The sequence below is a fragment of the Pseudomonas sp. Tul2A7 genome (genome assembly GCF_054790505.1).
In genome coordinates, this window is sequence record NZ_CP186499.1 from 3,817,089 (window position 1) to 3,840,198 (window position 23,110).

A 23,110-nucleotide genomic window follows, 5' to 3' on the forward strand; every position below is an offset into this window, starting at 1 on the left:
AACTGTCAGAAATTACAGTTGAGCGAAGTTTGCGACGACTGGTGCAATCTGCGCTTATGGATAAAACAACATCGCCACCATTCCTGGCAGTTACGGTCATTGCTCCAGGACGCGGTCTTACGGACAATCAACGCCACGTTTCCCGCTCATGGATTTACCAGCATGTCGCAACCGATCTTTTTCGCCCACGCCAACGGATTTCCCTCGGGCACCTATGGCAAGTTGTTCGCGGCGCTGGCGCCTGAGTACCGGGTTGCGCATCTGGAGCAGCATGCCCATGACCCGCGTTTCCCGGCGGACGACAACTGGTACAACCTTGTCGATGAGTTGATCCACCATTTGCAGCAACAGGATCAACCAGTGTGGGGCGTTGGCCACTCCTTTGGCGGGGTGTTGCACCTGCACGCGGCGCTACGTTGCCCTGAGCTGTATCGCGGTGTGGTGATGCTTGATTCACCCGTGTTGACTCGCACTGATCAGTGGGTGATCCGTGCCGCCAAGCGTTTTGGCTTCATCGACAGACTGACCCCGGCGGGCCGCACCCTGGGCCGGCGGGAAGAGTTCGCCGACCTCGACAGTGCGCGCAGCTATTTTGCTGGCAAGACACTGTTTCGTGGTTTCGATCCGGAATGCTTTGATGCCTACCTGCAACACGGTTTGCATCAGGTCGGCGACAAACTGCGCCTGCGTTTCGACCCCGCCACCGAGATCAGCATCTATCGCGGCGTGCCGCACACCAGTCCTGGCCGCACCCGGCAATTGCAGGTGCCGCTGGCGGTGGTGCGCGGGCACAAGAGTCGTGTGGTCATGCGCCATCACACCCGTTTCGTTTCGCGTCTGGCCCAGGGTGAGGCACTGAGCATGCCCGGCGGGCACATGTTCCCGCTTGAGCGCCCGCAGGACACCGCACGGTTGTTGAAGAACCTGTTTACCCGTTGGGAAAACCGTCAGCACAAGGATTGCGCATGAGCCCGAGCTTCGAAGAAGTGCGCCTGAGCCTGCCGCATATCGAACTGGCCGCGCATTTGTTCGGTCCCGAGGACGGTCTGCCAGTGATCGCGCTGCATGGCTGGCTCGACAACGCCAACAGCTTTGCCCGTTTGGCGCCCAAGCTCAAAGGCTTGCGCATCATCGCTTTGGACATGGCCGGGCACGGGCATTCCGGGCACCGACCGAATGGCGCCGGCTATGCGCTGTGGGATTATGCCCATGACGTGCTGCAGGTTGCCGAGCAATTGGGCTGGAAGCGTTTCGGCCTGCTCGGGCATTCGATGGGCGCCATTGTCTCGATGGTGCTGGCGGGGTCGTTGCCGGAACGCATTAGCCATCTGGCGCTGATCGACGGCGTCATTCCTCCTACAGACAAAGGCGAAAACGCCGCCGAGCGCATGGGCATGGCTCTGCAAGCGCAACTGGATCTGCGCGAGAAGCGCAAACCGGTTTACAACAGCCTCGACCGTGCTATCGAGGCGCGCATGAAAGGTCTGGTCGCAGTCAGCCGTGAGGCGGCTGAATTGTTGGCTCAGCGCGGGCTGATGCCGGTGCCCGGCGGCTACACCTGGCGCACCGACAATCGCTTGACCCTGCCATCACCGCTGCGCCTGACCGAGGAACAGGCGATGGCTTTTGCGTTGCGGGTCAATTGTCCGGCGCATCTGGTGGTCGCGGCTGACGGCATGCTGGCCAAACATCCCGAGCTGCTGGAGCGTCTACCCTTTAGCCGGGAACAGTTGGCGGGCGGGCACCATTTGCACCTGAACGATGAGGCCGGGGCCGACCTTGTCGCAGACTGTTTCAATCGGTTCTTCGCCATTCCTTGACTTGCTGCGGGCAACTGTCGAGGCTGGGCGGGTTGAAATGGGAGACAACCACGATGGATTTCTACACCGCTGCGACCTCGAATTACCCAGTCATGCCGATCCGATGAGGCTGACTATGCGGTCACTCAGTCTGTTGGCACTGTGCTGTTTCAGTACCGTTTCGTTCGCCGCCGATGTGCCGGGCAGTCAGGACTTGCAGATCGTGCCGCGTCTGGCCGACGCGCAAATCGTCGACTATCGCCCGCCCGTGGAGCTTGAGCGGATCTATCCGCTGGGTTCAATCCGCAAGATCAGCGGCCAGCTGCGTTTCGATGGCCAGGTCACCGCACGTGGCCAAACCACTTCGGTGACCTACGAGTTGCCACCCGAACATTCCGCCACCGAAGCGTTCACCGCCGCCCGCGAAGCCTTGCAAAAGCAGGACGCTGAATTGCTGTTCTGGTGTCAGGCGCGAGATTGCGGCGAAAGCAGTCTGTGGGCCAACGAAGTGTTCGGTAACGCCAAACTGTATGGCGCCGACGAGCAACAGGCCTATCTGCTGTTGAGGCTGGCGCCGCCGCAGGACAACACGCTGGTGGCGCTTTACAGCATTACTCGCGGCAATCGCAAAGCCTATCTGCATGTCGAACAGTTCGAAGCAATGGCACCGTTGGGTGAGCTGCTGCCGACCTCGGCGACGCTGTTGCGTCAGCTCAAAAGCACCGGAGAGCTGGATTTCCCTGATCGCGTGAATGAGCCGGATGATACCTGGCTACGGCTGATTTCCCGTGGCCTGAACCTCGACACGACGTTGCGGGTCACGGTGTCCGGGCCCAAGGCCGAAGCCTGGCGCCAGGCGCTGATCAATCAGGGCGTGCGCGCGGCGCGCATGGAAACCGGCAGTGTCGAAGGCTCTGGCCTGCGCATCGATCTGTTGCGTTAAGCTGTTTCAGGCGAGCACGAATCGCGTGTTCGCCTACTCTTTGCCTGACTGACTTTTTCGAGACCTTACATGCTCAATAACGATCGCCTGCTGGTGCAGATCCTGCTGCTGGTGTTGTTTGGGGCCAGTCTGTGGGTGATGGCGCCGTTCTGGTCGGCACTGTTCTGGGGCGCGGTGCTGGCGTTTGCCAGTTGGCCGCTGATGCGCCTGTTGACCCGCTGGCTCAATGGCCGGGAGTCGCTGGCTGCGGCGATTCTGACGTTGGGCTGGATGTTGCTCGTGGCCGCACCGCTGGTCTGGCTGGGGTTCAACCTGGCCGATCATGTGCGCGATGCCACGGCGTTTATCAAGGATGTGCAGGTCGACGGTCTGCCGGAAGCGCCGGCCTGGCTGGGGGCTGTGCCGTTTGTTGGTGAGCGGCTGGTGGGACTGTGGGACAGCATCGATCAGCAAGGTGCGGCGCTGATGGTCTCGGTCAAACCGTATCTCGGGCAGGTCGGCAACTGGCTGCTGGCGCGCAGTGCGCAGATTGGCGGCGGGATTCTCGAGCTGACCCTGAGCATTGTCTTTGTGTTCTTTTTCTATCGTGACGGGCCACGGCTGGCGGCGTTTGTGCACAGTTTGCTGGAGCGTTTGATCGGTGATCGCGCCGGGTATTACATCGAATTGGTCGCTGGCACGGTGCAGCGGGTGGTCAACGGGGTGATCGGGACGGCAGCGGCGCAGGCGGTTCTGGCGTTGATCGGGTTTTTGATTGCCGGGGTGCCGGGGGCGTTGGTGCTCGGGATTGTCACTTTCCTGTTGAGTCTTATTCCGATGGGGCCGCCGTTGGTGTGGGTGCCGGCCACGGCCTGGCTGGCCTGGAAGGGTGATTATGGGATGGCGGTGTTTCTCGGGATCTGGGGGACGTTCATCATCAGTGGCGTGGACAACGTGCTCAAGCCGTATCTGATCAGCCGCGGGGGGAATTTGCCGTTGGTGATTGTGTTGCTTGGGGTGTTTGGCGGGTTGATTGCGTTTGGGTTTATCGGGTTGTTTATCGGGCCTACGTTGTTGGCGGTGGCTTATAGTTTGTTGACGGATTGGAGTAAGAGTCAGTCTCGGGTTGAAGAGCGGCGCTGATTTTTGTGGGCATATCCGTTTTTGTGGGTGTTGCTGAGTATGGTTCCGCCCTTACGGCGGGTCACTTTTTCCAGGCGCCGAAAAAGTAACCAAAAAGGCTTGCTCCTACGTGCGGCCCGCTCGCTGGGGCTCGGGGTTCCTTCGCTGCGGGATCGATCCGGGGGCAGCGCCTACGGTTTGCTTCGCTGCACCTCCTCTCGCTGTGTTTGGCTGCGCCAAACGGTCGTTGAGCTCCCACGCCCGGATCAATCCCTCCACTCAGCCTTCCGACGTCGCCCGTGGATCAAGATCAAGAGCAGGCGAGCTGACACTCGGCCTATTGAGTGGTGAAGAGCGTGGGGTGTTCGGCGTTTGATTTGCGTTGTAGCTGCCCCTCACCCCAGCCCTCTCCCGAGGGAGAGGGGGCCGAAATGTGTGCTTTTCAAAGCCTCAGTTCGACGCGGTATCGCACGTCGGCGTACCTCTCCCAAACACCTCGGTCAGTCCCCTCTCCCTCTGGGAGAGGGCTAGGGTGAGGGGCTTTTGATTGTCCGCGGCAAATAGTGTCTTCGACTCAAGTCGCCACATTCAAATACTTGCCCACCGACGCCGTTTTCTCCAGCGAGTACTGTTTGCTCAGATTGGCAATCATGCGGTTCAGGGCTTCGGTGGTGCTCTGGGTAGAAGCGGTCTGTTCTTCATCCGGCCGTTCTCGCCCTGCCTGTAAAGCCGCTTTCAGCTCGTCGCTGCTGACACCGCCGCTGCTGTCGCTATCGAGAACCTTGAGCAGCGCGGCACTGGTGTCAGTAGTTGAAGTCGCGCTGGCGCTGGTCTGTACTGCGCTGCTCAGTTCTGTCGCGGTCACGCTGCCGTCGCCATCGGCGTCGAGCTGGCTGAACAGTTCGTCGCTGTTGATGTGTGGCGGCGGTGGAGGTGGCGGGGTCAGGCTGGCGGTGAGTTCGTCCTGGCTGACGGTGCCGTCCTTGTTCTTGTCGAGGGCGGAAAAGAGTTCGTTGCTGTCGGCGGTGCTGCCGGCGCTGGTCAGGCCGCTGCTCAGTTCGTCGCTGCTGATGGCGCCGTCGCCATCGCTGTCGAGGGTGCTGATCAGGGCGTCGGCGAGGTCGGTGTCTGGTGCTTGATCGTGTGGCGGTGGCGGAGGGGGCGCCATGGCGGTCATTTCTTCGGCGCTGAGGCTGCCGCTGGCGTCACTGTCCAGATCGCCGAACTGTTTGCTCAGGTTGGCCAGCAGGCCGTCGTCGGACTTCTGCGACAGGACGCTTTTCAGTTCGTCCTGATCCACCGCGCCGTCGCCGTTGCTGTCGAGTTTGGCGAACAGTTCTTTTTGCAGTTGCTGGCTGCGGGCGTTTTGCGTGGAGGTGCTGCTGGTGCTGGTATAGCTCGTGTAATTGCTGACGCTACCGATCATCGGACTCACTCCTTGGAATGGAAAACCGGTGGGTGTACCGGCTTATGCAGCGTCAGGGCGCAAGTTGTCGGGGGTATGTGGGGTTTGTACCGGACGGTACACACGGCAGAATGAACACCGCCGAACCCCTGTGGGAGCGAGCCTGCTCGCGAAGAGGGCGGTACATTCAAAAGAGATGTTGGATCAGATGACGCCTTCGCGAGCAGGCTCGCTCCCACAGGGGGCGGTGGTGTTCTCAGGGGCGCGGCAGGCGAATGATGGCGGTAAGGCCACCGCCGGGGGTTTCTTCAAGATTGAGCTGGCCACCCAAACGTTGCGCTGCCTCGCGGGCAATGGTCATCCCCAACCCCACACCGCCAGAGTTGCGATTGCGCGAGCCTTCCAGGCGATAGAACGGTTCAAACACCGCTTCACGCTTGTCCTCGGCAATCCCCGGGCCGTGGTCGATCACGCGGATCAGCAGTTGCTCGCGCTGATCCTGCAATTCAATCCGCGCCTGCCCGGCGTAACGCAGAGCATTGTCCATGAGGTTGTTGATGCACGAACGCAGCGCCATCGGCTGCACCGGCAACGGTGCGCAATGGCCGCTGACGTGCACGTCGGCGCCCTGGTCCTGAGCGTTTTCGCACAGTGACTCGACCAGCGCCTGCACATCCATCAACTGCAAGGCTTCACTGGTTCGCTGTTCGTGCAGGTAAGTGAGGGTGGCGTCGAGCATGCCGATCATGTCGTCGAGATCCTGACGCATCTGGCCTTGCAGCTTTTCATCGCTGATGTTTTCCAGGCGCAGTTTCAGGCGTGACAGCGGTGTGCGCAAATCATGGGACACGGCACCGAGCATCCGCGCGCGCTGCTGCACCTGTTCGCGAATGCGTTGCTGCATCAGGTTGAAGGTGTGTGCCGCTTGTCGCGATTCCCGCGGGCCGGACTCGTCAAGCGGCGGACTGTCGAGGTCTTCGCTGAGGCGTTCGGCGGCGTCGCTCAGGCGCTGGATCGGGCGACTGAGCAGTTTGGCGCCGTACCATGCCGCGATCATCAGCGTGATGAACTGAAAGGTCAGCGGCACCACCGGGCCACCGAACCACGGACGCGGTGGCCGTGGCGGGTAGCGTGGGTCTTGCGCCATTGGTTGGCCGTTGGCGCCTTGGGAGAATTCCGGCGGCGGCGGAGGCGGCGGTGGGCCGTAGAGGCGGAACCAGGCGAACGCCAGCAGGTGCGCCAGGACAATCGCCACGAACAGCACGCCAAACAGGCGGCCGAACAGCGTGTCGAAGCGCGCCCGCATCAGCCGATGTCTCGCGCGTCGAACAGGTAACCCTCACCGCGCACGGTTTTGATCAACTGTGGAGCTTTCGGGTCGTCACCGAGTTTCTGCCGCAGACGCGAGACCAGCAGGTCGATGCTGCGGTCGAACGCTTCGATCGAGCGACCCCGGGCCGCATCGAGCAGTTGCTCGCGGCTGAGTACCCGACGCGGACGTTCGATAAACACCCACAGCAGGCGGAATTCGGCGTTGGACAGCGGCACCACCAGACCATCGTCGGCGATCAACTGGCGCAGGACGCTGTTCAGACGCCAGTTGTCGAAACGAATGTTCGCGCGCTGTTCGGTTCGATCGTCGCGCACCCGGCGCAGAATGGTTTGAATGCGCGCGACCAGTTCGCGTGGCTCGAACGGTTTGGCCATATAGTCATCGGCGCCCAGTTCCAGGCCGATGATGCGGTCGGTCGGTTCGCAACGTGCGGTGAGCATCAGGATCGGGATGTCCGATTCAGCGCGCAGCCAGCGGCATAGCGACAAGCCGTCTTCGCCGGGCAGCATCAGGTCCAGCACGACGACGTCGAAATGCTCGGCGAGCAGCGCCTGACGCATAGCCGCACCGTCGGTGACGCCGCTGGCGTGGATGTTGAAGCGCGCAAGGTAATCGATCATCAGCTCACGGATCGGCACGTCATCGTCGACGATCAGCGCACGAATGCTCCAGCGCTTGTCGTCTTTAGGCTCATCCGTCGCGGTCATTTGGGTGTTGTGCATGAGGCTGTTCATCTGCCAGTAGGCCGCCAACCACAAAAGATGGGCTGCGAGGTGGTGGTTTCAGCATAGGCGTCCAGCCGTGAGGCGGGAAGTGCTGATGTAAGGACGTGTTGCGGCTGGCGAGGCTAGCGCGGGTGCTTGTTGCTGGCATGTCGGTTGTGTATCGGAGTCGACACAATAGCAGCGAGCGCTATGCTGATCACGGTCGGCGCGACGATTTACCGATCATCGGGTGCCGCGCCGCCGCCGGTTCCGCTACAATGCGCGCCGATTTCGACCTGCCTGAGAGCCCATTCATGTCCGCCTGCCAGACTCCTATCATCGTCGCCCTGGATTTCCCCACCCGTGACGCCGCACTGAAGCTGGCCGACCAGTTGGACCCGAAACTGTGCCGGGTCAAAGTGGGCAAGGAACTGTTCACCAGTTGCGCCGCAGAAATCGTTGGCACCCTGCGTGACAAGGGTTTTGAAGTGTTCCTCGACCTGAAATTCCACGATATTCCCAACACCACTGCGATGGCCGTAAAAGCCGCTGCCGAGATGGGCGTGTGGATGGTCAACGTTCACTGTTCCGGCGGTATGCGCATGATGGCTGCTTGCCGTGAAGTGCTCGACAAGCGCACTGGCCCGCAACCGTTGCTGATCGGCGTGACCGTGCTGACTTCGATGGAACGAGAAGATTTGGCCGGTATCGGTCTGGACATCGAGCCGCAAGAACAAGTGCTGCGTCTGGCTGCGCTGGCCGAGAAGGCTGGTATGGACGGTCTGGTGTGCTCGGCGTTGGAAGCCTCGGCACTGAAAACCGCGCATCCGTCGCTGCAACTGGTGACTCCGGGGATTCGTCCGGCCGGCAGCGCGCAGGACGATCAGCGCCGCATTCTGACCCCGCGTCAGGCGCTGGATGCCGGTTCCGATTATCTGGTGATTGGCCGTCCGATCAGCCAGGCGGCGGATCCGGCCAAGGCATTGGCGTCGGTTGTAGCCGAAATCGCCTGATCAGGCACCGCAAAACCCTGTAGGAGTGAGCCTGCTCGCGATAGCGGTGTGTCAAAAACGTTAATGTTGACTGACACACCGCTATCGCGAGCAGGCTCACTCCTACATTTGTTTTGTGGTGATTTTAGATTTTCAGCACCAACTTGCCGAAGTTCTCACCACTGAACAATTTCATCAGCGTCTCCGGGAAGGTCTCCAGACCTTCGACGATATCTTCCTTGCTCTTGAGTTGCCCCTTGGCCATCCAGCCGGCCATTTCCTGCGCGGCGCTGGCGTATTGCGCGGCATAGTCCATCACCACAAAACCTTCCATCCGCGCGCGATTGACCAGCAGCGACAGGTAGTTGGCCGGACCTTTGACCGCTTCCTTGTTGTTGTACTGGCTGATCGCACCGCAGATCACCACCCGTGCCTTCATGTTCAAGCGGCTCAACACCGCATCGAGGATGTCGCCGCCGACGTTGTCGAAATACACGTCGACGCCTTTCGGGCATTCGCGTTTAAGCCCGGCCACGACATCTTCGGACTTGTAGTCGATGGCGCCGTCGAAGCCCAGTTCATCAATGAGGAACTTGCACTTGTCGGCGCCGCCGGCAATGCCGACCACGCGGCAGCCTTTGATCTTGGCAATCTGTCCGGCAATGCTGCCTACTGCACCCGCAGCGCCGGACAACACCACGGTGTCGCCAGCCTTCGGTGCGCCGACATCCAGCAGGGCAAAATACGCAGTCATGCCGGTCATGCCCAGCGCAGACAAATACACCGGCAGCGGCGCCAGTTTCGGGTCGACTTTGTAGAAACCTCTGGGCTCGCCGAGGAAGTAATCCTGCACGCCAATGGCGCCGTTGACGTAGTCGCCGACGGCAAATCCGGGATTGTTCGAGGCGATGACTTTTCCCACGCCCAGTGCACGCATGACTTCGCCGATACCCACCGGCGGGATGTAGGACTTGCCTTCGTTCATCCAGCCACGCATGGCCGGGTCGAGGGACAGGTATTCGTTCTTGACCAGAATCTGGCCCGCCGCCGGTTCGCCGACCGGCACTTCCTGATAGGTGAAGGTCTCGCGGTTGGCCGCACCCACCGGGCGTTTGGCGAGCAGGAACTGGCGATTGGTCTGGTTGGTCATGGCAGGCACTCGAACGGAATGAAGCCTTGTTGATAGACCCTCAGCGGCATTGGCGCAAGGTTGGCTGATGCGGCGAATGCACGCCGATCCAGTGCAGTGATGATCACCGGGACGGTTTTATCACTGCGACGCATGGGCACCTAAACAGCCATTGGATAGTGCTGACGCTCCTCATACCTCAATGGCTATGCTGCAAATCCCCTGCATCTATCCCTCCGAGGACACAACAATGAGCATGACGTTTTCCGGTGAAGTTGCCGTAGTCACTGGCGCGGCCAACGGCATCGGCCGGGCGACCGCCCAGGCATTCGCCGCCGAAGGTTTGAAAGTGGTGGTGGCCGATCTGGATGCGGCAGGAGGCGAGGGTACGGTAGCGCTTATTCGTACAGCCGGCGGCGAAGCGACCTTCGTGCGCTGCAACGTGACCGTCGAAAGCGAAGTGAAAAATCTGATGGACGAGGTCATCAATACCTACGGCCGTCTCGACTATGCCTTCAACAATGCCGGCATCGAAATCGAAAAAGGCAAACTGGCCGACGGCTCGATGGATGAGTTCGACGCGATCATGGGCGTCAACGTCAAGGGCGTCTGGCTGTGCATGAAGTATCAACTGCCGCTATTGCTGGCTCAGGGCGGCGGGGCGATCGTCAATACCGCCTCAGTCGCGGGGCTGGGCGCGGCACCGAAGATGAGCATCTATGCGGCGTCGAAGCATGCGGTGATCGGTTTGACCAAATCGGCAGCCATCGAATACGCCAAGAAGAAAATCCGCGTCAACGCTGTGTGTCCGGCGGTGATCGATACCGACATGTTCCGTCGCGCCTATGAGGCCGATCCGAAGAAGGGCGAATTCGCCAATGCCATGCACCCGGTCGGGCGCATCGGTAAAGTCGAGGAAATCGCCAGCGCTGTGTTGTACCTGTGCAGCGACGGTGCCGCTTTCACCACCGGCCACTCGCTGGCAGTCGACGGCGGCGTCACCGCATTCTGAACAACGCGCAATAAAAACTGCCCGCATTCGTTGCGGGCTTTTTTATGGATCACGGTCAGTTCCGTGAAGCCCCTTAAACAATGTGTATCAAATGGTTAGAACGGTCGCTTTTGGCGGCGTTGTCGCACAGCCTGTCCGGCGCGGCTGTGATTTACTGCCGCCAGCAAAACGGACAGGAGTTTGCTTGCTCATGGAATTGAGAATTGATCGACAGGCAATGGTGCCGGTCGTGCAGCAGATTGTTGACGGACTGACCGAGTGGATCCTGCAAAGTGGCGTAGTGCCGGCCACCCGTTTGCCCTCCGTGCGGCAAATCGCCCGGGATAATCTGCTCAGTCAGTCGTGTGTTGTCGAGGCGTGTGAACGGCTGGTATCGCAGGGCGTTCTGAGCGCCCGCCAAGGCTCCGGGTTCATTGTTGCCGCCTCGCCGTCGACACTGGGCGCCGATGATGAATTGGCGCCATTCGAGGGCCGCTATGCCTGGTGTGATGCAGTGTGCGAGGCAGCCGGGGGGGTGAAGCTGGGGGCCGGTGGTCTGCCGCAGAGCTGGCGCGAGCCTGACGACCTCAGCTATGCGCTGCGCGAGGTGGCGCGCACCGATATGGCCAGCCTGTTCAACTACAGCACGCCTTTGGGACTTCCTGCGTTGCGCGAGCAGATCGTCAAACGTCTGAAGCTGTTCGGTATCGAGGCTCGCAGTTCGCAGTTGCTGAGTACCTGCGGCGCGAGCCACGCGCTGGATCTGATCGTGCGCAGCTTGTTCAAGGCCGGAGACTGCGTGGTGGTCGAGACGCCAGGGTATGCGCCGCTGTTCGATCTCCTGCGCCTGCACGGCGTGCGTATGCTCGAGGTGCGTCGTACCCCGAACGGGCCGGATATCGAAGCGCTGGAGGCTTTGCTGCAACAGTTTCGGCCTGGCGCATTGTTCATCAACAGCCATCATCACAATCCCACCGGAAGCTGCCTGTCGGCGAGCGTGGCCCAACGCATCCTGCAACTGAGCAAGGCCTATGATTTGCGCGTGATCGAAGACGATGTCTACGCGGATTTGCATACGGGCAACGGTACGCGACTGGCGGCGCTGGATGATGAGGGGCGGGTCATCTATGTGGGCAGTTTTTCCAAGACGCTGAGCAGTTCGTTGCGGGTCGGGTTTGTCTTCGCCGAAACCGAAATGGTCAGGCGACTGGCTCAGGTCAAGATGATCAGCGGCTTGGGGGCGTCGAGGTTTACCGAGGCGGTGCTGGCCAGCCTGATGGTCAGCGGCGCTTACCGCAAACTGGTGCAGCGCCAGCGCCAACGCTTGAATGCCGATCGTGCCGCCGCGCTGCAGGCGCTGGAGGACGCCGATTGGGAGGTTTTCGGCAAGCCTGCGGGTGGGTTGTTCATCTGGGCGCGCTCGCGCATGACCGATCATGTTCGGGTACGCCGGCAGGCGCAGTACTGCGGCGTGTTGCTGTCAGCGCCTGATGCGTTCAGTCCCTGTGGCGAATCGGGCGACTGGTTGCGCATCAACGTCGCATACGCCTGCGATCCACGCGCTCGGCAGTTTTTTCGCAACACCGGTTCGGATCGACCTCAAGCGTTCTGAAAACGACGCGGGCGTAGCTTTTTGCCATTATTCCGACACCAGAGACTTGTGCGGGTGGATGGCCGTTGCGACTCTTCGCTCTACTGACAATGGCAGGGGACTAAGCGCAATGATTTCGGCCATGCAAGGACGTTTTGCCAACCTCGGTATGGCAAAAAAACTGGGTATCGGGTTTGTATTGGTTTTGCTTCTGACCGCGCTGGTGGCGGCCATTGGCGTCTGGTCCCTGCAAACCATCAGTCAGCGTTTCGACGGGCTGAAACAGATGTCCTCGCTTAACAGTGGCCTGCTCAAAGTGCGCCTGCTCGAGCAGGAATATGCCTTGCGCGGCGATCCGAAAACCGCCGATGCCTTGCGTAAGGGCGTCGACGAACTGGTTGCTCTGGCTGATCAGCTCAAGGCCCAGTCGGCGGCCAATGTGCCGGTCATGAATGATGTGCAGCAGTCGCTCGGCGCTTATCGCAAAGCGTTCGATGAGTTTGTATCGTTGACCCAGGCCAAGGACCTCGCACTGGAAATGGCCAGTTGGTCGGTGTCCAGTGTGGCCAATAACCTCGATGTGTTGCAGGCCGGACTTGCCGACGACGGTGCGTATACCTTGAAGGACACCGAGGGCAAGGACGGAGCGCAGTTCATTGAGCAGGCCAACCAGGTCAGTCAGGTGTCGCGGTTGATGCTGCAAGCGATGAACGAAGCGCGGATTCGCCTCGATCAAAGCCGCAAGGGCGATGCCGACAGTGCCGGCAAGGGCAATATCGAACAGGCCGCGCAGGCTCAGGCGCAAGCCGAAGAACTGAAAACCACAGTCAAGGACGAGGGTTACCTGACCGTGCTCAATGAAGTGTCCGGGCATATCGCCGGTTTCAACGACAAACTGGCCGAGTACACCGGATTGCTCGCGCAGGAAAAAACCGTCTACGAGCAATTGCACCAGCGTGCCGACCAAGTGGTCGAGCGGGTGAATCAGGCTTATGTCGCTGAAGACGGCGCGATGCAGGCGGAACTGAAGAAAAACTCGCTGCTGATCGTTGGTTCATCGGCGCTGGCGTTGTTGGTCGGATTGCTGGCCGCGTGGTTGATTACTCGTCTTATCGTCGCGCCACTGCGCAGTGTGATTCAAGTCGCCCAGCAGATTGCCGCCGGTGACTTGAGTGCGACCGTGGAGGTGACCCGGCGTGACGAGATCGGCCAGTTGATGTTGGCGATGCAGCAGATGGGTGCAGGACTGAGTGCGATTGTCAGCGGGTTGCAAGCAGGTATCGAGCAACTGGCCAGTTCGGCGCAATCGCTGTCGGCGGTCACCGAGCAGACCAACCTTGAGGTCAGCAGCCAGAAGGAAGAAACCGAGCAGGTCGCCACGGCAATGAACCAGATGACCGCCACCGTGCATGACGTTGCGCGCAATGCCGAAGAGGCGGCGTTGGCTGCGCAGACGGCGGATGACAAGGTCGAGAGTGGTCAGCAGGTGGTGCGCCAGAGCATGGCGCGCATTGAGCTATTGGCTGATTCGGCGACGTCGGCCAGTTCCAGCATCGAAAGCCTCAGTGCGGAAATCCAGAATATCGGGACGGTGCTGGGGGTGATCAAAAGCGTCGCTGAGCAGACCAATCTACTGGCGCTGAATGCCGCGATCGAGGCGGCCCGGGCCGGGGAGCAGGGCAGGGGCTTTGCGGTGGTGGCCGATGAGGTGCGCGCACTGGCTCGGCGCACGCAGCAATCGACTGAGGAAATTGAACGGCTGGTGAGTGCATTGCGCTCGGCGGCGCATTCGTCGGTGCAGCAGATTCAGAGCAGCGGGGAGTTGGTGAAGCTGGCGGTGAGTGATGCGTTGCAGACCGAGAGTGCGCTGGGGAGTATTGCGGTGGCGGTGTCGTTGATTCAGCAGATGAATCAGCAGATTGCGGCGGCGGCCGAGGAGCAGAGTTCGGTGGCGGAGGAGATCAATCGCAGTGTGACGAGTATTCGCGCGAGTGCAGATCAGTCGTCGATCGCGATGCGCGGGAATGCGGCTTCGAGTGTTGAGCTGGCGCAGTTGGGGAGTGAGTTGCGCGGGATGGTTGGGCATTTTCGGCTTTGACGCTTTGGGCTTGGCGGCCTTTGGGCCGACCAGGCTCTAGGGGTTTTTGGGGGTATATCCGTTGCTGCGGGTGTTGCCGCTGACGGTTCCGCTCTTACAGCGGGTCACTTTTTCCAGGCGCCGAAAAAGTAACCAAAAAGGCTTGCTCCTACGTGCGGCCCGCTCGCTGGGGCTCGGGGTTCCTTCGCTCCGGGATCGATCCGGGCGCAGCGCCTACGGTTTGCTTCGCTGCACCTCCTCTCGCTGTGTTTGGCTGCGCCAAACGGTCGCTGCGCTCCCACCCCCGGATCAATCCCTCCACTCAGCCTTCCGACGTCGCCCGTGGATCAAGATCAAGAGCGGCAGCCGAGCTAACGCTCATCCTGTTGAGTGGTGAGAGGCAGAAGCACTGCGGGTTTTGCTCTTGCTCTTCTGTGGGAGCGAGCTTGCTCGCGAAGGCGGCCTGACAGCCGACCAATCTCTGCCGAATGTACTCAAACCATGTGGGAGCGAGCCTGCTCGCGAAAGCGGCCTTGCAGCCAACCCATCTCTGCCGGATGTACTCAATCCCATTGTAGGAGTGAGCCTGCTCGCGATGGCGGCCTTGCAGCCAACCCATCTCTGCCGGATGTACTCAATCCCATTGTAGGAGTGAGCCTGCTCGCGATGGCGGCCGGATAGCCGACCAACCTCTGTCAGATGTACTCAGCCCCCTTGTGGGAGCGAGCCTGCTCGCGAAAGCGGCCTCACATTCACCGGTTTTCTATCAGGTTCACTCCCCCGAACCCACAAAAAAGCCACCTCTCGGTGGCTTCTTTTTCGACATCTGCAATCAGTCGTAAATCACTTTCTTCTTCCAGTCGGCATCGGCCTCGGCATCTTTGAGGCCGGCGGTCAGTTGGTTCTCTTCACCCTCAACCGGTGCAATCTTGTCCATGACCTGGGCGTTGGCGCGGGCCAGCAGTTTTTCCAGGTATTGCAGCTGTTCTGCATACACCTGCGGGTCCTGCTGTTTGCGCAGGTATTGCACGCCGCGTTCGAAGGCGAGGCGGGCCTGGCCGGGCTGGTTTTGTTGCAGGGACTGTTGGCCGAGGTTGTTGAAGAATTCGATGTGCAGCAGCACCAGGATGTGGCGGACTTCGCGGATCCAGTGCTTGGCTTCGTTCGGTGGCAGGAAGCCATCGTGGGCGGCGCGGGTGATCTGGCCGTGAAGGGCTTCGAGCAGGAAGCGTACGTCTTTTGCCTTGGCTTCGGTCAGGATCGGCGCCGGTGGGTTGTTGACCGGGATCGATTCGCCTTGGGCGACCAGGGCGCTCAGTTCGCTGATGCGTGCTTTGGTGGTGGCGCTGGTTTTTTCCAGGTTCAACAGACGTTGACAGACGTTCAGTTCCAGACGGGTCAGCAGCAGTTTGAGTGCAGGGGTCATGAACTGGCCCGGGAAGGTCTCGGTCAGTTCGCCGCAGCGGCGCAGGCGGTCGTTGAGTTCGACCTTGGTACGGGCCTTCTCCAGTTTGTTGTTTTCCACCACATGGTTCATGTAGCCAATGGCGATCAGAATTGCGATCCCGGCTATGACTAGCAGGGTGATCATGAGTGGTGTCACCGGTAAGACCTCTTTATAGGGTTCGCATGCGAGTGTAGTGGCTGGGCATTTAACCGCCTAGCGCCGCTCGACTGGTTGGATCGGCAGGTTCAATCTGTATCGGCCGCACGCTGCTTATATGAATGCTGGCGCTGCGGGTGCAGATTGCCATCACTGTGCGGTGGACTATAACGTCTTGGCGAGTGGCGGAATATAGGCGTCAATCGTCGGGCGACGGAAAAGCCCGGTTGCTGCCGTAAAGCAGGTCGAAGTCATTGATTTAAATAAATTTATATCAAGGGGTTGACGACCTCTCAATCCATCCATAGAATGCGCGCCACTTGCAGCGTAAAGCACACAGCGAAGCGCGGCAGGGAGTGAATGTTGTAGCGTGTCCCCTTCGTCTAGTGGCCTAGGACACCGCCCTTTCACGGCGGTAACAGGGGTTCGAGTCCCCTAGGGGACGCCAATGCGGGAATAGCTCAGTTGGTAGAGCACGACCTTGCCAAGGTCGGGGTCGCGAGTTCGAGTCTCGTTTCCCGCTCCAATTTTAAACAGCATTGCTTTCGGGCGGTGCTGAGTGAAACCAGAGCCAAGTCTTCGGATGCGGATCTGGACACCGAAACACACACCATGTGTTCCGGGTAGCGTGTCCCCTTCGTCTAGTGGCCTAGGACACCGCCCTTTCACGGCGGTAACAGGGGTTCGAGTCCCCTAGGGGACGCCATTTGCGGGAATAGCTCAGTTGGTAGAGCACGACCTTGCCAAGGTCGGGGTCGCGAGTTCGAGTCTCGTTTCCCGCTCCAAATTCTAGAAACGCCGCTCCGTGAGCGGCGTTTTTATTAGTGAAAGTTGTAGCCTGTGTCCCCTTCGTCTAGTGGCCTAGGACACCGCCCTTTCACGGCGGTAACAGGGGTTCGAGTCCCCTAGGGGACGCCATTGCGGGAATAGCTCAGTTGGTAGAGCACGACCTTGCCAAGGTCGGGGTCGCGAGTTCGAGTCTCGTTTCCCGCTCCATATTCACAAAAACGCCGCTCAATAGAGCGGCGTTTTTGTATGCGCGTGATGTGTGGTTGTGCCATCAGGTCATGCAGAAAAAGGCCCGTCGAAGCGATTCGGCGGGCCTTTTTGCGTTTTGCGTCTGCCTACCAGGATAGCATCAGGCGGCCGGCAAACAGAATCAGCACCACGCCCATGGTGCGTTCGAACCAATGTCCCATGCGCATGAACAGCAGGCGTACTTTGCTGCTCGAGAAAAACAGCGCCACGATCACGAACCACAGCGCGTTTACAAAACACATCCACAAACCATATAACGCCTGGATTTGCAGAGGGGTTTCGGCGCTGATGATCGTTGTGAAAATGGCCAGGAAAAATAGCGTGGCCTTGGGGTTGGTTGCGTTGGTCAGAAAACCGGTGCTGAAGGCTTTGAACAAGGTTTGGGCAACCACCGGCTCCTCACTGTTTTTCTCACCTTCAAGGGCCGATTTGGGTTTACTGCGCAGCAGACTGATACCCAAATACAGGATGTAAGCACCGCCGATCACTTTGGCGACGGTCAACAACCAAGGGGTCGTGTGCATCAATGCCCCCACGCCCAGTAGCGTGTACAGCACGTGTACGGAAATCCCCGCGCCAATACCCAGCGCCGTGCAGATACCCACCAGTCGGCCGAAGCGTACGCTTTGGCGAATAGTCACCGCGAAGTCCGGGCCGGGAGCAACCACAGCCAGGAAGTGAATAGTAGCCAGCGCCAGAAACTCGCCCAGATAATTCGAATACATCTCAGCTCCAGTAGGTCAGGGGTGAAGCATTGCCGCGATAGCCGACAAAAAAGGAAAGGCTCAAGCGCGGATCTGCCACGCCCGGGGTCACCGAGTGCATGCGACGCGAATTGAACATGATGAAATCGCCGGGTTGCGGTCGGACTTCCAGCGCGGGTGGGCCGAGCAGCGCCGGTTCGATGCCGTAACTGTCGCCACGCATCTCGTCGAACTGATCCGGGGTGATGTCGTCGTCCCACATCTGCAGCGCACCGCCCTCGGTGGGCATGTTCAGATAGACGTTGCAGGCGAACTGCGCCTCCAGGCTGCGGGCCTGGAAACTGTCCGGGGCGTCCTTGGCGAAGATGTCGTGATGGGCGAGGAAGCACACGCCGGGTTTCACTACTCGCGACAGGCCGACATACATTTTCCGGCCGTAGAGATTTTCCAGGTGTGCGCCGGCCGGCCAGGATTCGTCGAGCATGCAGCGCAAGGTATCGATCGGTGAGGAATAGGGGGCGCAGCGATTGCGCAGTTCCGCGATGTTGCTGGTGGCGCGTTCGAAGTAGTCTTCGATCAGTAACGGCTGGTTTTCCGCCTCATAAAAAGCCATGCCGATGCGGCCGATGCTCGGTGCGTTGATGTAACCCTCAAAACCTGGAGCAAGAATTTTGTTGCCAATCTGAATGGCCAGCGGCTCAGGCAGAAAACCTTTGACGCGGATGGCGAGGACTTCTTCGTTGGCCAGTTTTTTTATGCACGTCTCATCGAGACGCTCGACGTCTAGCATCATTGTTTTTAGGTCCATCTATCGATAGTCAACGGAACCGGCGAATGCGGTTCCCCCGGCGTCGGACGCTGCGTGAGGCAGCGCCCGAAATGCTCAATCCACGCTGTAGTGGACGGACAACGTGCCTTTCTTCTGCGAAAGGGACGCGATCGTGACTGTGCCCAGATCCTTCAGGCTACGTACATGGGTGCCGCCGCAGCCATAGGCGGGCAGTTCACCAAAACCGATTTCCCGCGCACCTTCGCGTAGCGAGGTCAGGCGGGGCAGGTCGTGCTCGATCCAGTGGTCGATCCCGGTTTGAACGGTCTCGGTGTCGACTTCCTGCGCAGCATCGCCGGGTTTGAATTGCACTCGACCTTCATCCGGCCAGTGGTGTGCCTTGATCGGCATCCAGCCCATGGCCTGAACGAAATGTCCGATCAGGTGGCCGGCCGAATGCATACGGGTGTTGAAGCTGCGGCGTTCTCCATCGACCCGGATACAAGTCATGCCAAGCTTTACCGGGCGGTCGACGTAATGAACGATCCGGTCCGGTTCCTGTACGACGCGTAATACCTGGCTCTCATCGATCCAGCCGGTATCGCAGGGCTGTCCACCCCCTTGCGGATGGAACAGAGTGGCGCGCAGCACCACGGCAAATTCGTTCTCGTGGGGCGTGCAGTCGAGGACTTCTACATTAGCCTTGAGGTCATCACTATGGAAAAAGAGGCGAAGCGTCATATTCCATGCCCTAATTTAAATTTCTATTTTTATTATATGAATCGTGTAATAACGTGATAATCCGTTAAAACATCAAAGGACTTGTGCGCTGTGAGCATAAATCTTCCGCTCCCGCTGCTTGGTGAGATGGCAATCTTCGTGAAGGTCGTGGAGACCGGCAGCTTTTCTGAAGCGGCTCGGCAAATGGGTTCATCGCCGTCGGCGGTCAGTCGCAGTATTTCGCGGCTGGAAAAAGCCTTGGCTACGCGACTGTTGCAGCGCACTACGCGCAAGCTGCGTTTGAGTGATGGCGGCGAAGAGGTATTCAAGCGTTGTCAGGAGATGGTAAGCGCGGCCAAGTCAGTGATGGAAATCAGTGGCCAGTTCACCCATGAAGCGGAAGGGCTGGTGCGGGTCAGCGTGCCAAAAGCAGTCGGGCGGTTTGTGATTCATCCGCACATGCCAGAGTTTCTGCGGCGTTATCCCAAGGTTGATGTCGAGTTGCTACTGGAAGATCGCCAGGTCGATTTGATCGACGACCATGTCGATCTGGCCATTCGTATTACGGATCGACCACCGGCCGGGTTGGTCGGGCGGCAATTGCTGACCATCGATCATTTGCTCTGTGCCACGCCGCAGTACCTGGCCGAGCACGGCACCCCGACTCACCCTCATGATTTGCTCAATCACAGCTGTATTTATCTGGGTGAGACCCCCAGCGACGCACGCTGGAAATTCAAGAAAGGCAGCAAGGCAGTGACGGTGGGTGTGCGCGGTCGCTATGCCGCCAATCACACCGGTGTGCGATTGGGTGCGGTGTTGCAGCACATCGGCATCGGCAGCCTGCCGTATTTCACTGCCCGTTACGCACTTGAGCAGAAGTTGATTGTGCAGGTGCTGCCGGACTGGACCTTTCTGGCGTCCTATCACGGCGGACTGTGGCTGCTGCATTCGCCGACGCGCTATCTGCCTCCCAAGTTGCGCGTGTTTATCGACTATCTGGTGGAGTGTCTGCAGAAAGAGCCGACCTTGAGCAAGCCGGGCAAGTCAGGTGGTGCGAGTAACGCAGCCATGGCGTATGAATTACCGGAAAGCGAGGGATTGCTGTAACGCAGAAGCAAAAGATCGCAGCCTTCGGCAGCTCCTACAGGGGATTGCGTGAGTCCACTGTAGGAGCTGCCGAAGGCTGCGATCTTTTGATTTTCAACCAAACAGTTAAATCAGTGCTTGCTGTCCTGAGCGGACATCGCCAGCAGCTGTTTTTCCTGATTCCAGTCGAACGGTTCATCGTTCTGTTCGGCTTCGTAACGGCGTTCTTCCAGGGCCTGATACATGTCGATCTCTTCATCGGACAGGTAGTGCAGGCAGTCACCGGCGAAGAACCACAGCAGATCGCGCGGGATCAGGTGGGCGATCTGCGGGTAACGGCTAATCACTTGAGTCAGGATGTCCTGGCCCAAGTACTGGCTTTCGATCGGATCGATCGGCAGCGATGCGAGCAGTTCGTCGAAGCGCTCCAGGAACAGGGCATGGCTTTCTTCGGGAACCTGTTCGGCCTCACCTACGGCGACCAGGATGCTGCGCAGGTGGTCGAGTAATACAAGATGATCGGCAACGACGTTGGACACGAGATAAGTCCTCAAGAGCAAAACGGGCGCGGGAGTATAAAGCTCCTGCGCCCTCTTGGACATGGTTGTCAGGATCAGCGGACTTTGCCCTCTGCCAGCATCAACTCCTCTTTGTCGAAATCATCGACATCGATCACCTTGCGTCGCGCCGCTTCGGCATCGCGCAGACTCTGCGCTTCCACCGGTTGTAATACTCCAGCTTCAAGCGCGGCATCGATGGCGTGTTCGCCCGCGACCGGTTTGACCTGACCGCTTTTCAGCGAGGTGTGCAGTTTTTTGTGCAACGGCTGCGCGGCATTCAGCAGATCGCTGGCGTGTTGCAGCGCGCCGACGGCATCGTCTGCCGACTGCGGGCGATAGCAACCGGCAAGCAGTTCTTCCAGCGCCGGATCACCCTTGGCGCGACCAATGACGCCAGCCACTTCGGCACCGAGTTTGTCCGACGGGCCTTTGTGACGACGACCAAACGGGAATACGATGGCGCGCAACAGACAGCCAAACACTTTGTTCGGGAAGTTGCGCAGCAATTCATCCAGCGCCCGTTCCGACTGGCCGAGGCTTTCTTCCATCGCCCAACGGAACAGCGGCTCCATGTACGCCGGCGAATCCAGATCGTGATAACGCTTGAGCGCGGCAGAGGCCAGATACAGGTTGCTCAATACATCGCCCAGACGTGCCGAGAGACGTTCACGACGTTTCAACTCGCCGCCGAGCAGCATCATGCTGAAGTCGGCGAGCATGGCGAATGCCGCTGCCTGACGATTGAGTGCGCGGAAGTAGCCCTGACTGATCTTGTCGCCCGGCGCGTGTTCGAAATGGCCGAAGCCGAGGTTCAGCACCAGCGTACTGGCGGCGTTGCTCACGGCAAAACCGATGTGTTTGAGCAGCAAGCCGTCGAACTCTTTCAGCGCCTGATCCTTGTCCTCACGCCCCGCCAGCGCCATTTCCTTGAGCACAAACGGATGGCAGCGAATCGCGCCCTGACCGAAGATCATCAGGTTGCGCGAGAGGATGTTCGCGCCTTCCACGGTGATGAAGATCGGCGCACCGTTCCAGCTGCGCCCGAGGTAGTTGTTCGGGCCCATGATGATCGCCTTGCCGCCGTGCACATCCATGGCGTGGCTGATGCACTCACGGCCGCGCTCGGTAAGGTGATACTTGAGGATTGCCGACAGCACCGAAGGTTTTTCGCCCAGGTCCACCGCGTTGGCAGTGAGCATCCGCGCGGCATCCATCATCCATGCGTTGCCGCCGATGCGCGCCATGGCTTCCTGAATACCCTCGAAGGCCGACAGCGGCACATTGAACTGCTCGCGAATCTGCGCGTACTGGCCGGTGACCAGACTGGTGAATTTCGCCGCGCCGGTACCGACGGCTGGCAACGAGATCGAACGGCCGACCGACAGGCAGTTCATCAGCATCATCCAGCCCTTGCCGAGCATTTCCTGACCGCCGATAAGGAAGTCCAGCGGGATGAACACATCCTTGCCGGAGTTCGGGCCGTTCATGAACGCAGCACCCAGTGGCAGGTGACGACGACCGATTTCCACGCCGGCGGTATCGGTCGGGATCAGCGCCAGGCTGATGCCGAGGTCTTCCTTGTCGCCCAGCAGATGTTCCGGGTCATAGGCCTTGAAAGCCAGGCCGAGGAGAGTCGCGACCGGGCCGAGGGTGATGTAGCGTTTTTCCCAGTTCAGGCGCAGGCCGATGACTTCCTGACCTTCCCACTGACCTTTGCAGATGATCCCGGTGTCGGGCATCGCCCCGGCATCGGAACCCGCGAGCGGGCCGGTGAGGGCAAAGCACGGAATGTCATCGCCCCGGGCCAGACGCGGCAGGTAGTGGTTGCGTTGTTCGTCGGTGCCGTAATGCAGCAGCAGTTCGGCCGGGCCGAGTGAGTTCGGCACCATGACAGTGGAGGCGAGGTCACCGCTGCGGGTGGCCAGTTTCATCGCCACTTGCGAGTGCGCGTATGCAGAGAAGCCTTTACCGCCGAATTCTTTCGGAATGATCAGGGCAAAAAAGCCGTGTTCCTTGATGTGCGTCCAGGCTTCGGCCGGCAGGTCCATCGACTGGCCGATCTGCCAGTCGGTGACCATGGCACAGAGTTCTTCGGTCGGGCCATCAATGAACGCCTGTTCTTCGTCAGTGAGTTGTACTTTCGGATAGGCCAGCAGTTTGTCCCAGTCCGGACGGCCGCTGAACAGCTCGCCATCCCACCACACGGTACCGGCGTCGATCGCGTCGCGTTCGGTCTGCGACATCGGCGGCAGGGTTTTCTGGAACCAGTTGAACAGCGGCGCGGTGAAATGTTTGCGGCGCAGGTCAGGCAGCAGCAACGGTGCAGCGACCACCGCCAGCAAGACCCACAAGATCACCAATAACCAGCCCGGCGCGTGACTGAAAATACCCATCGCCAACAAGTAGACGGCAACAATGCCCAACGCAGGCAGCGGGGCGATGCGCCGGTGGGCGAGATACGCCACGCCAACGATCAAAACCAGTATCCACAACAACAGCATATTCAGTCCTCCGTGAACCAAGGCAAATCGACCCTCCAGAGCTTAGACGGCATCTGTAAAA

General features: G+C 59.8%; 20 protein-coding genes, 6 tRNA genes and 1 pseudogene. 16 read left to right on the forward strand and 11 right to left on the reverse strand.

The genetic code is table 11. The features are described 5' to 3' along the window. Nucleotides 1–162: 162 nt before the first annotated feature. From ACOYXJ_RS17160 to ACOYXJ_RS17175, 4 genes are all read left to right on the forward strand, one after another. Nucleotides 163–969: an alpha/beta fold hydrolase gene (locus tag ACOYXJ_RS17160; protein ID WP_150795108.1), complete on the forward strand. Its 807-nt coding sequence runs from the start codon at nt 163–165 to the stop codon at nt 967–969. Beyond that, the gene (locus ACOYXJ_RS17165) at nt 966–1,820 is read left to right on the forward strand and encodes an alpha/beta hydrolase (RefSeq protein ID WP_150795107.1); all 855 of its coding nucleotides are present in this window, start codon (nt 966–968) and stop codon (nt 1,818–1,820) included. Before ACOYXJ_RS17160 ends, ACOYXJ_RS17165 begins: the two co-directional genes overlap by 4 nt. Before the next feature lie 115 nt (nt 1,821–1,935). Then, a complete protein-coding gene (locus tag ACOYXJ_RS17170; protein WP_460370627.1) occupies nt 1,936–2,742 on the forward strand; it encodes a DUF4892 domain-containing protein in 807 nt (268 codons plus the stop codon). Nucleotides 2,743–2,811: 69 nt separating this feature from the next. Further along, complete coding sequence (locus ACOYXJ_RS17175) at nt 2,812–3,864, forward strand: AI-2E family transporter (protein ID WP_460370629.1); 1,053 nt, start codon at nt 2,812–2,814, stop codon at nt 3,862–3,864. A gap of 553 nt (nt 3,865–4,417) precedes the next feature. On the opposite strand, the gene xopAW is transcribed toward ACOYXJ_RS17175, so the two are convergent. The 3 genes from xopAW to ACOYXJ_RS17190 form a co-directional block, all read right to left on the reverse strand. Then, nucleotides 4,418–5,269, reverse strand: coding sequence for a XopAW family type III secretion system calcium-binding effector (xopAW, locus tag ACOYXJ_RS17180; RefSeq protein WP_460370631.1), 852 nt, complete (start codon nt 5,267–5,269; stop codon nt 4,418–4,420). Between the two features lie 235 nt (nt 5,270–5,504). After that, nucleotides 5,505–6,554, reverse strand: a complete 1,050-nt coding sequence (locus ACOYXJ_RS17185) for a sensor histidine kinase (RefSeq protein ID WP_460370633.1) — start codon at nt 6,552–6,554, stop codon at nt 5,505–5,507. Then, nucleotides 6,554–7,303 carry a response regulator gene (locus tag ACOYXJ_RS17190; RefSeq protein ID WP_016983639.1) on the reverse strand — a complete coding sequence of 250 codons (750 nt, stop codon included), beginning with the start codon at nt 7,301–7,303 and terminating at the stop codon, nt 6,554–6,556. Before ACOYXJ_RS17190 ends, ACOYXJ_RS17185 begins: the two co-directional genes overlap by 1 nt. A gap of 296 nt (nt 7,304–7,599) precedes the next feature. On the opposite strand from ACOYXJ_RS17190, the gene pyrF reads away from it, so the two are divergent. Beyond that, nucleotides 7,600–8,298 carry an orotidine-5'-phosphate decarboxylase gene (gene pyrF, locus ACOYXJ_RS17195; protein WP_191622618.1) on the forward strand — a complete coding sequence of 233 codons (699 nt, stop codon included), beginning with the start codon at nt 7,600–7,602 and terminating at the stop codon, nt 8,296–8,298. Between the two features lie 124 nt (nt 8,299–8,422). Here the strand turns inward: pyrF and ACOYXJ_RS17200 are convergent, their stop codons facing one another. Continuing rightward, nucleotides 8,423–9,427 (reverse strand): NADP-dependent oxidoreductase, encoded by a 1,005-nt coding sequence (locus tag ACOYXJ_RS17200; protein WP_150793154.1) that lies wholly within the window; start codon nt 9,425–9,427, stop codon nt 8,423–8,425. Beyond that, nucleotides 9,424–9,561 carry a hypothetical protein gene (locus ACOYXJ_RS17205; RefSeq protein ID WP_460370636.1) on the reverse strand — a complete coding sequence of 46 codons (138 nt, stop codon included), beginning with the start codon at nt 9,559–9,561 and terminating at the stop codon, nt 9,424–9,426. The genes ACOYXJ_RS17200 and ACOYXJ_RS17205 overlap by 4 nt, the downstream gene beginning before the upstream one ends. A gap of 95 nt (nt 9,562–9,656) precedes the next feature. Between ACOYXJ_RS17205 and ACOYXJ_RS17210 the strand changes: the two genes are divergently transcribed. The 4 genes and pseudogenes from ACOYXJ_RS17210 (at nt 9,657) to ACOYXJ_RS17225 (ending at nt 14,086) form a co-directional block, all read left to right on the forward strand. Continuing rightward, the gene (locus ACOYXJ_RS17210; RefSeq protein ID WP_038364530.1) at nt 9,657–10,418 is read left to right on the forward strand and encodes an SDR family oxidoreductase; all 762 of its coding nucleotides are present in this window, start codon (nt 9,657–9,659) and stop codon (nt 10,416–10,418) included. A 190-nt stretch (nt 10,419–10,608) separates the two neighbouring features. Then, nucleotides 10,609–12,009, forward strand: a complete 1,401-nt coding sequence (locus ACOYXJ_RS17215) for an aminotransferase-like domain-containing protein (protein ID WP_460370638.1) — start codon at nt 10,609–10,611, stop codon at nt 12,007–12,009. A 991-nt stretch (nt 12,010–13,000) separates the two neighbouring features. Next, a pseudogene (locus ACOYXJ_RS17220) lies at nt 13,001–13,225 on the forward strand (HAMP domain-containing protein); the annotation flags it as partial. Next, nucleotides 13,223–14,086 carry a methyl-accepting chemotaxis protein gene (locus tag ACOYXJ_RS17225; protein ID WP_460372972.1) on the forward strand — a complete coding sequence of 288 codons (864 nt, stop codon included), beginning with the start codon at nt 13,223–13,225 and terminating at the stop codon, nt 14,084–14,086. The pseudogene ACOYXJ_RS17220 and the gene ACOYXJ_RS17225, both read left to right, overlap by 3 nt. A gap of 811 nt (nt 14,087–14,897) precedes the next feature. Here ACOYXJ_RS17225 and ACOYXJ_RS17230 read toward each other — a convergent pair. Further along, nucleotides 14,898–15,656, reverse strand: coding sequence for a hypothetical protein (locus ACOYXJ_RS17230; RefSeq protein WP_460370640.1), 759 nt, complete (start codon nt 15,654–15,656; stop codon nt 14,898–14,900). Nucleotides 15,657–16,040: 384 nt separating this feature from the next. Between ACOYXJ_RS17230 and ACOYXJ_RS17235 the strand changes: the two genes are divergently transcribed. From ACOYXJ_RS17235 to ACOYXJ_RS17260, 6 genes are all read left to right on the forward strand, one after another. Further along, nucleotides 16,041–16,116: transfer RNA gene (locus tag ACOYXJ_RS17235), tRNA-Glu, on the forward strand. 2 nt (nt 16,117–16,118) lie between these two features. Next, nucleotides 16,119–16,194: transfer RNA gene (locus tag ACOYXJ_RS17240), tRNA-Gly, on the forward strand. Nucleotides 16,195–16,298: 104 nt separating this feature from the next. Next, a tRNA-Glu gene (locus tag ACOYXJ_RS17245) sits at nt 16,299–16,374 on the forward strand. Between the two features lie 3 nt (nt 16,375–16,377). Beyond that, nucleotides 16,378–16,453, forward strand: a tRNA-Gly gene (locus ACOYXJ_RS17250). 57 nt (nt 16,454–16,510) lie between these two features. Beyond that, a tRNA-Glu gene (locus ACOYXJ_RS17255) sits at nt 16,511–16,586 on the forward strand. 2 nt (nt 16,587–16,588) lie between these two features. After that, nucleotides 16,589–16,664 (forward strand) — tRNA-Gly (locus ACOYXJ_RS17260). Nucleotides 16,665–16,792: 128 nt separating this feature from the next. Here the strand turns inward: ACOYXJ_RS17260 and ACOYXJ_RS17265 are convergent. The 3 genes from ACOYXJ_RS17265 to ACOYXJ_RS17275 all read right to left on the reverse strand — a co-directional run bounded on the left by ACOYXJ_RS17265 (nt 16,793) and on the right by ACOYXJ_RS17275 (nt 18,920). Beyond that, complete coding sequence (locus ACOYXJ_RS17265; protein WP_460370642.1) at nt 16,793–17,431, reverse strand: LysE family translocator; 639 nt, start codon at nt 17,429–17,431, stop codon at nt 16,793–16,795. A gap of 1 nt (nt 17,432) precedes the next feature. Continuing rightward, nucleotides 17,433–18,203, reverse strand: a complete 771-nt coding sequence (locus ACOYXJ_RS17270) for a 2OG-Fe(II) oxygenase (RefSeq protein WP_095120600.1) — start codon at nt 18,201–18,203, stop codon at nt 17,433–17,435. Between the two features lie 90 nt (nt 18,204–18,293). Next, the gene (locus tag ACOYXJ_RS17275; RefSeq protein ID WP_102900045.1) at nt 18,294–18,920 is read right to left on the reverse strand and encodes an alanyl-tRNA editing protein; all 627 of its coding nucleotides are present in this window, start codon (nt 18,918–18,920) and stop codon (nt 18,294–18,296) included. 90 nt (nt 18,921–19,010) lie between these two features. Here ACOYXJ_RS17275 and ACOYXJ_RS17280 point away from each other — a divergent pair, with 90 nt between their 5' ends. Continuing rightward, nucleotides 19,011–20,009, forward strand: a complete 999-nt coding sequence (locus ACOYXJ_RS17280) for a LysR family transcriptional regulator (RefSeq protein ID WP_460370645.1) — start codon at nt 19,011–19,013, stop codon at nt 20,007–20,009. A gap of 110 nt (nt 20,010–20,119) precedes the next feature. Here the strand turns inward: ACOYXJ_RS17280 and ACOYXJ_RS17285 are convergent, their stop codons facing one another. Then, nucleotides 20,120–20,527 (reverse strand): PA2817 family protein, encoded by a 408-nt coding sequence (locus ACOYXJ_RS17285; RefSeq protein WP_102900043.1) that lies wholly within the window; start codon nt 20,525–20,527, stop codon nt 20,120–20,122. A 74-nt stretch (nt 20,528–20,601) separates the two neighbouring features. Beyond that, nucleotides 20,602–23,049, reverse strand: a complete 2,448-nt coding sequence (locus ACOYXJ_RS17290; protein ID WP_460370649.1) for an acyl-CoA dehydrogenase — start codon at nt 23,047–23,049, stop codon at nt 20,602–20,604. Nucleotides 23,050–23,110 lie beyond the last annotated feature (61 nt).

Excerpts from the sequence above, each read along its gene's own strand:
- ACOYXJ_RS17160 (WP_150795108.1), top strand. The coding sequence starts at position 163 with ATGTCGCAACCGATCTTTTTCGCCCACGCCAACGGATTTCCCTCGGGC.
- ACOYXJ_RS17165 (WP_150795107.1), top strand. The coding sequence starts at position 966 with ATGAGCCCGAGCTTCGAAGAAGTGCGCCTGAGCCTGCCGCATATCGAA.
- ACOYXJ_RS17170 (WP_460370627.1), top strand. The coding sequence starts at position 1,936 with ATGCGGTCACTCAGTCTGTTGGCACTGTGCTGTTTCAGTACCGTTTCG.
- ACOYXJ_RS17175 (WP_460370629.1), top strand. The coding sequence starts at position 2,812 with ATGCTCAATAACGATCGCCTGCTGGTGCAGATCCTGCTGCTGGTGTTG.
- xopAW (WP_460370631.1), bottom strand. The coding sequence starts at position 5,269 with ATGATCGGTAGCGTCAGCAATTACACGAGCTATACCAGCACCAGCAGC.
- ACOYXJ_RS17185 (WP_460370633.1), bottom strand. The coding sequence starts at position 6,554 with ATGCGGGCGCGCTTCGACACGCTGTTCGGCCGCCTGTTTGGCGTGCTG.
- ACOYXJ_RS17190 (WP_016983639.1), bottom strand. The coding sequence starts at position 7,303 with ATGCACAACACCCAAATGACCGCGACGGATGAGCCTAAAGACGACAAG.
- pyrF (WP_191622618.1), top strand. The coding sequence starts at position 7,600 with ATGTCCGCCTGCCAGACTCCTATCATCGTCGCCCTGGATTTCCCCACC.
- ACOYXJ_RS17200 (WP_150793154.1), bottom strand. The coding sequence starts at position 9,427 with ATGACCAACCAGACCAATCGCCAGTTCCTGCTCGCCAAACGCCCGGTG.
- ACOYXJ_RS17205 (WP_460370636.1), bottom strand. The coding sequence starts at position 9,561 with ATGCGTCGCAGTGATAAAACCGTCCCGGTGATCATCACTGCACTGGAT.
- ACOYXJ_RS17210 (WP_038364530.1), top strand. The coding sequence starts at position 9,657 with ATGAGCATGACGTTTTCCGGTGAAGTTGCCGTAGTCACTGGCGCGGCC.
- ACOYXJ_RS17215 (WP_460370638.1), top strand. The coding sequence starts at position 10,609 with ATGGAATTGAGAATTGATCGACAGGCAATGGTGCCGGTCGTGCAGCAG.
- ACOYXJ_RS17225 (WP_460372972.1), top strand. The coding sequence starts at position 13,223 with ATGGGTGCAGGACTGAGTGCGATTGTCAGCGGGTTGCAAGCAGGTATC.
- ACOYXJ_RS17230 (WP_460370640.1), bottom strand. The coding sequence starts at position 15,656 with ATGATCACCCTGCTAGTCATAGCCGGGATCGCAATTCTGATCGCCATT.
- ACOYXJ_RS17265 (WP_460370642.1), bottom strand. The coding sequence starts at position 17,431 with ATGTATTCGAATTATCTGGGCGAGTTTCTGGCGCTGGCTACTATTCAC.
- ACOYXJ_RS17270 (WP_095120600.1), bottom strand. The coding sequence starts at position 18,203 with ATGATGCTAGACGTCGAGCGTCTCGATGAGACGTGCATAAAAAAACTG.
- ACOYXJ_RS17275 (WP_102900045.1), bottom strand. The coding sequence starts at position 18,920 with ATGACGCTTCGCCTCTTTTTCCATAGTGATGACCTCAAGGCTAATGTA.
- ACOYXJ_RS17290 (WP_460370649.1), bottom strand. The coding sequence starts at position 23,049 with ATGCTGTTGTTGTGGATACTGGTTTTGATCGTTGGCGTGGCGTATCTC.